This is a genomic window from Candidatus Dependentiae bacterium, assembly GCA_026389015.1.
Taxonomy (GTDB): Bacteria; Babelota; Babeliae; order Babelales; family Vermiphilaceae; genus JAPLIR01.
In genome coordinates, this window is record JAPLIR010000002.1 from 1 (window position 1) to 7394 (window position 7394).

General features: G+C 37.1%; 5 protein-coding genes. 2 read left to right on the plus strand and 3 right to left on the minus strand.

The features are described 5' to 3' along the window. Both NTX86_00015 and NTX86_00020 read left to right on the plus strand, forming a co-directional pair. A partial coding sequence (locus NTX86_00015) for a hypothetical protein (protein MCX5921706.1) occupies positions 1 to 1118 on the plus strand: 1118 nt, incomplete at its 5' end. 300 nt (positions 1119 to 1418) lie between these two features. Then, positions 1419 to 2255 carry a UTP--glucose-1-phosphate uridylyltransferase gene (locus tag NTX86_00020; GenBank protein MCX5921707.1) on the plus strand — a complete coding sequence of 279 codons (837 nt, stop codon included), beginning with the start codon at positions 1419 to 1421 and terminating at the stop codon, positions 2253 to 2255. 208 nt (positions 2256 to 2463) lie between these two features. On the opposite strand, the gene NTX86_00025 is transcribed toward NTX86_00020, so the two are convergent. The 3 genes from NTX86_00025 to NTX86_00035 all read right to left on the minus strand — a co-directional run bounded on the left by NTX86_00025 (position 2464) and on the right by NTX86_00035 (position 7300). After that, the gene (locus NTX86_00025) at positions 2464 to 3645 is read right to left on the minus strand and encodes an ankyrin repeat domain-containing protein (protein MCX5921708.1); all 1182 of its coding nucleotides are present in this window, start codon (positions 3643 to 3645) and stop codon (positions 2464 to 2466) included. Between the two features lie 201 nt (positions 3646 to 3846). Beyond that, the gene (locus NTX86_00030) at positions 3847 to 5517 is read right to left on the minus strand and encodes an ankyrin repeat domain-containing protein (GenBank protein ID MCX5921709.1); all 1671 of its coding nucleotides are present in this window, start codon (positions 5515 to 5517) and stop codon (positions 3847 to 3849) included. A gap of 22 nt (positions 5518 to 5539) precedes the next feature. Then, positions 5540 to 7300: an ankyrin repeat domain-containing protein gene (locus NTX86_00035; GenBank protein MCX5921710.1), complete on the minus strand. Its 1761-nt coding sequence runs from the start codon at positions 7298 to 7300 to the stop codon at positions 5540 to 5542. Positions 7301 to 7394: the final 94 nt, after the last annotated feature.

The window sequence follows — 7394 nt, forward strand, 5'->3', positions numbered from 1 at the left end:
ACCATTTTAGAAAAATATTTTACGTGCAATTAATTCCTGAATATGCACTACTAGCATTATTATTTCTCATAGCTATTATAGCCAACACTTACCTGCACCAAGAATCACCACTCACCCCATTCATGCTCATAGTGATAGGGTTGCTTATATTTTTTGAAGGCATAAAAAAAACAATGCGCATGCTTTTACAACTTGCTTGCCTTAATCATAAAACCGCTCTCATAGAAATGACCAGCATTGTAACCTATACCAGTCTAGTCTGGATTGGTTACTTTCTCGGATACCCCATTGGGCTTTCTCTTGTTTTTATTCCAATGCTTGCGGTATCAGCACTGAGCAGTTTGGCTCTTTGCGTATGCGCACACGATTACTACACAACGCTGCCCGATAATTCCAATGCGCGCGAACTTCCTGATGCAACCATGCAATGGCGCATATTACGAAGTCGATGGTTCAATTTTTTAAACCAAGCAAGTCATATGTTTTTTTCGAGCAATTTTTTAGTTCCATTCTTTGCCCTATCATTTGGCTTCAATCAAGCAGGCATTTTTAAATTAATGTCTTCAATCGTCCATTGCATTACAGTCATTTTACAAAAATCTTTTGGCATTTCAAGTAGTATTTTGCTGTCGCATCTCAAAGAAACTTCTGTCGCCGATAAACAAAGCGCCTTCCTTTTTATCAGCAACCACCTCAATCAAGTATTGTACGGCATCATTATATTTTTTGTTATTAACTACGGCACCATCATGCACATAAACTCAATCGCCAACACCGGACCAGCTTGGACTTTGGCTTATTTGTTTTTTATCATTAGTTTTTCGGAGAACTTTTTTATTGCGTATGAAAAGTTTTTTATTGCACACGAAAAATCAGATCATCTCTTTATATTTAATCTCATCATCATCAGTCTCTTGTCGATCATTATTTTTCATGCCGCTCTTTTTTCGCAACTCACGTTATTGATTACTATTATTGCCGTTCGCATTATTGCGTTCATGTGCATTGGCGCAATTTCATTTCGTCAATGGCAAATAAAGCCGGCGTTCGGTTTTCAATCAAAATATCTCATCGGCTCACTCATTATTTCAATCGCTTTTTTCATACTCGCTCAATAATGCGCTTCAATCGATCTATCGGGCAGCGATTGCATATATTAACGACAATCAACTATTCTTTGGATCCCAATAAAATCTATTGATACAAAAAAATAAAAGCGAGTGATAGAAATTTGAAGCCATGTTTCAAAAACAAACAAATAAACTCATCGTTTTAAATTTTAATGCGCCAATAAATAAAATTTTCTTACAGACAGATAATTTCATTTGCGTAACTTGCCATGACTAAAAAATGAATATACGCTGTAGATGATGTGTTATAAACAACCCTTTAAAAAAATCTGGGAGCATGAAACCAATATGAACATTACCAAAGTAATTATTCCAGCAGCAGGACTCGGGACCAGATTTTTACCCTACACAAAAACAATCCCTAAAGAAATGCTACCTCTTGGCAACAAGCCAGCAATCCAACACATCATCGAAGAAGGAATACAATCTCATCTCAAAGATTTTTTCATTATCATCAGCAAAGAAAAAAAAGAACTTCGCCATTATTTCGAACCAAACACAGCACTCGAGGCAACTCTTGAATCCCAAGGAAAGCTTGGATTACTCGATAGCATTAAAACTATTAATCAAAATTCTTCTCTTTATTACATTGAGCAACCAAAACCTCTTGGACTTGGCCACGCCATTATGATGGCCCACGAACAGATCGGCTCAGAATATTTTGGCATCATGCTGCCGGATGACATTATGTTATCCCAAGATCCTGGGATTGGGCAACTCATGAATATTGCCCGCAAAGAAAAGGCCAGCGTAATCGCCGTCCAAGAAGTTCCTCACCATGCAGTTTCATCGTATGGTATTGTAGCCATTAAAGAACAAATCAATGCCGATATTTTTGAAGTTAAATCTATGGTTGAAAAACCGCACCCAGATGATGCGCCATCAACATTAGCTGTCATTGGCCGCTATGTACTTTCTCCAACTATTTTTACTTCTCTACAAACACTTGCACAAAATCACACACGCGGCGAACTGCAACTCACTGATGCAATCGCTCACATGATGCGCAACCATAACGAAAAAGTATATGCCTATAAAATCAAGGGCACTCGTCATGACATTGGTAATCCCAAAGGGTGGATCGCTGCGATTAATGATATCGCCACACGCGAATCGGTTATTTAAAATTTTAAGGATACGCCAATTCAGTCGTTCTCAAAAAAACATCGACATATTCAATCGAAGACAAAAGATAAAGCGATGCCGCAATAAAAATATAGATGAATGTATATCGGGCCAATAGGAGTATAAATAAGACAATTTTAACATAAGAGTCATGGAAATAATTCATTAAGAATTATTTCCATGCTAATAAATAAAATTTTTTGTTCATTTATTTTTTCTTGCTGGTAACAAAACCAAGATTCATCAACGCAACAAGATCCTTTTCATGAGCTAGCACGGCTAACTGAACCGGCGTAAATCCATTTTTATTTTTAATATTAATATTGGATTTTTTGCTTAATAAGGCCATTGCGGCTTCTTTGCGTAATTCTTTATACGAGTTAGGATCAGTTTTACCAACCGCATCAATTCTAAAAATATAATGTAACGGCGTATCGCCATCAGCATTCTGTATGTTAACATCGATACCAGGTTGATCAACTAAAAACTTCACCATATCAACATTCTGAAACAAGAGTGCCAAATGCAGTGAGCTGTTTTGAGTCTCGTCATAAACACGCGCATTAATATCTGCGCGTTTTTTTAATAATTTCAAGGCAAATTCTTTATCGCCACGAATGATTGCCAACATAAAAGGGGTCAATCCCATAACGTCGCGCGCTTTTACGTCGTCAATACTACCATCAGCTCTTAAACCCAATAGCACTTTTTTATTATTAAAAACACCTGCCAAATCAGTTTTGCCAAGGTAAATAGCTAATTGCTGAGGCGTCAAACCCCTATTATTCTTAATCTCAAAATTAATTAATGAACCGAACTCTTTTTGCAATCTTTCAACCCACTGACCCTCGTTGTTATATACGTTTAAATGTAACATCGTATCACCATTATTGGTTTGCGCATTAACGTTGCCACCACGCTTAATTAACATGCCGAGCAATAGAGCTCGATGATCAACGTTTACTGGAATCGACACTTTATGAATTGCTGTATCACCATTATAATTGGGTATTCGCACATTTGCGCCATTTCTAATCAGAAGTTTTGCAATTTCAAAATTTGGATCAAAATTACTGTCAAATATTGCAGCATGCAAGGCAGTATTGCCAGAAATCATATTCAGTGTCTGATCAAAGTTTTTTGATTGAGCGTCTAAGAACTCACGTCTTCCAATGATCTCTTTGACAGTGCCAACGTCACCCATAACGGCTGCCTTAATAAGTGGTGTGTATCCAAAATCGTCATATATGGCATCTTGCGTTGCATCAACCATCATCGCAATATTGATTTCGCCGCTCCGACGACATACCAAACCTATTAACAAGAGACATGCTGAAATCAGTAATGCCTTTATACCAAGAGACAGCAAGAGTATTTTTTTACTATTCATATACATAATCCATTTCACCTAAAAAAAATCCCACATTTTGTTATACCTTCAAGGTACCATGTGGGGATTTTGCTTAGCAAGCATTTGCATGCAATAGATAATTGACTAGTGACGAACCATACATTAAAAAAGGCCCCGCCTTATAGTTTCACCTACAAGGCAGGGCGCTTTTTGGTTAATAATTTATTTTCTTATTTTTTCTTATTTTTTTCCACAAGTACAAGGAGCTCCTGCGCCACCACCTGCCGCAAAACCATTATTAATTCTACATGATTGGCAATCGCCAGAATTTTGACTCATCGCATCCCTCATTGCCTTCACTAAGTCAGTACGACCTATTTTTGCGGCAACTTGAAGTGCTGTCAATCCAGAACTATCTAGTGCATCTGCTTGAGCTCCTGCGTATATCATCACCTGAGCCTTTGGAATTGAAAGATTGCCATCTCGAACCGCCTTCATGAGTACATCATTTTTTTGAAACATCTGACTTGTTATATGACGCTCTAGACAAGAACACTGTTTCGAATAAGGATTAATACAATTTCCATAATGACCATGACCGACAACATTCATTTTTTCTATTTTTTGTTGTGCTACTGCACTATCTGATTGCTCTGAGTTAGCCAGAAATTCTTGGTCAACATTTTTTGTCATTAAAGATGCTACAGCTAGGAATCTTACCTTTTTTTCATTTTTCTTTTTATCTTTATTATCTTTGTCGTGTGCAGATTTTATTGCATCCGCAAGCTTTGACATCGAATCTTCAAAATTATTACATATATCAAGCGCTGGCTCAGCCCGCAAAAAACATTCCTCAAAGGTAGGTGCTTCACGAAGCCCACATATCACTTTTTCTATTTGGGTATGAGCAATGGTCAATTCCTTGAGACAACTTTCTACTGCAGGTTCTTGCAAAATATTAGGTGACTTTTTGTTTAATAGTATATTAAATGCCTCATATTTTTGCGCTATCTCTTCTATTCTTTTTTGGGCCGCATCAATACATTCTTTTTGCTTTTCTTGTTGAGCCGCTTGTTTTTTTTGCTGCCTTACTTGATCGACAAAAGCCTTCTCTAAGTTTTCAATCGATTGCTTATAGTTCTCACATTCTCCAGATACAAAAACAGATCTTTTTTTCTCTAAATCATCAATGATACCCAAAGACCCATCTTGATTTCTTTCATAATCCGATCGGCATTTTTCAACCGCGATGTTAAATTCTTTGTATTGTGAGCAGTATTGACTTGATGCCTTATTCCACGCATCTGCAAATACTTGAACTTCAGGAAATTGCAACATTGAAGGCGCTGTTTCATCATAAAGTTTTTGTAACCGTTCGGCTCGCTGCATTAAACCATGTATAACGCGATCAACGTCTTTTTGTACCATTTCAATACGCACTAATTGCCTGTCGCACGCTTGGACAGCCATAATTACTTCTTTTAATTTCTGTCCTGCTTGAACACATAGCTTATATGCCTTATCGCAAGCCAATGAACTTACTAATACCTCTCTTACAAACTTCTCATTGCCGATATTTTTCATAGCAGAACAAAAAGAAGCATCATAAACAATCCTTGCTGATTGCATGCGCTCAATTAAAAGACTAAATTCATCTGCAGTATCTTTTACAGTCAACGATTGCAGAATGCGAGCATCCGTTTTTGCATATATTGATTGTAATTCACTATTAAAAAGCGATAAGGTCTTTACAGATTTATTGACCATATCCTGCGTCCGAACAAGACGCTGATCATCAGATTGCACTATGTTTTTAACATCTTTTTTCTCGCCTTTATCCATGGCCTCCATAAATGCAGGCATACCCACGATTCCAACTAAAATTATTAATAGTGCATTACGTTTCTTCATAAAAACTTCCTCATTCTTTAATTTAGTTACTTATTTTACACGAACAAGGAGCGCCAGCAGCAGCCGCCTTGCCTTGACAAGCCAAACATGCTTGATGAGAATTAGTATCGCTTATTGCGCCATTCACATTATTTTTCCAGAGCAATAATGCATCAATCGCATCCTTACGACGAAATTCACGAGCAAAATCTAATGCTGTAAAGTTGGAGTGCGCTTTAGAAAAATCTGTATATCTGCCAGTATGTATTCTTGTATCTTGTGGAATTTTGATATCGAGACGAGCGCCTCCTCTACATAAAACTTCAATTACCTTGGCATGATCATTTCTTGCTGCCCTCATTAATGCTGTATCTCCCAGATCATCTTGCTCGTCAACAGAAGCTTTTGCTTTCAATAACATATCAACTGCTTTATCTTGTCCAAACATTGCAGCTGTATGAAGAGCCGTGCTAGCGTTTTTATCTTTTAGCGTAGGATCAGCCTTTGCTCTCAGCAAGACATCTACAACTTTATCACTATTGTCATGTATGCAAGCCCTTTGCAACGCTGTGTTTCCATAATTACCCTGTATATTAACATTTATACCAGCCTTAATTAATCTTATAACTTCACGAATATCATGCCCCTCAGCAGGACCAAATAATGCAGTATTCCCATTCGCATCAAGCTTATTAATAAGCTCGGCACAATCTAATACACGTACTGCCTCTTTATGGCCAAAACCAATCGCAATCTCTTTTGGCGTGTAGCCGTCGCTATTTTTTACATCACTATTAGCGCCAAAATATAATAATAGCCTTACCATCTGACTATCGCCATAGTAAGCGGCAAGTGATAGTGCTGCACCATTTCTATTTACCACGTTAATATGAGCGCCAAGATTCAATAATATTTTCACCATTTCACTATTACCAAGGGAAACTGCAATTAACAATGGGGTATCACCAAAAATATTCCTACAATTTACATTGCATCCATTTTTGATTTTATTTTTGACCTCATCTACCTCACCCGATAGAACATTTCTACATAAACTTTCTTCTTGCAAGATAGTTGAACAACGTTCTCTTACTATATTCAAGCCATCGCATTCATTAGAAACAGAGTTTGGTGATGTCGTATTTAAAGCTTTTAAATCAGAAACCTTGTGATCATTGGACATTTTCAATAACTCAACAGCTTTACAATCAGAAAGAGTTTCTTGAGAACTAGAACCTATAGCATTTCCCATGCACCTTTGCTTAACTTCTTTGTCCTCGGCACAATCCAATAAACGCATTGCGTTTTTATGCCCCAAACGCATAGCGATCTCTTTTGGCGCATAGCCGTTGCTATTTTTCACATTACTATTAGCACCTAGAGTCACTAGTAACTTTATCATCTGACTATCGCGATGGCGAGCAGCAATTGACAGCAAGGTATCACCTAAAATATTTTTACCGTTCACATTACAACCATGTTTTATTTGTTTTTTGACGCTATCCCTATCGCCTAGGAAAACGCTCTTACATAAATGCTCTGTTTTCAACATATTCAAAAGCCCATGACATTCATTAGGAACATAGTCAATTGCCTTACGACCTTTCTTATCCTGACTATCAATATCAGCACCATCTAAAATTAACTGTTTAACTTGTTTTATGTCATTAGCCTTTGCAGCCAACATAAGTGGCGTCACTGCTGAATCAGATTTTTTAGTGCCAGAAGACATGCCCATCGACTGTGTGCAAAGGGGTAAAAAAAGTAAACCAGCGAATAATAAAAATTTATTGAATATCTTCATAAATAACTCCAAAAATATATAGAAATGTTCTTATACTAAATAAAAAATTTATTTCTTAATTCTTCTTGTTTTTGCCACATACACATGAACCACC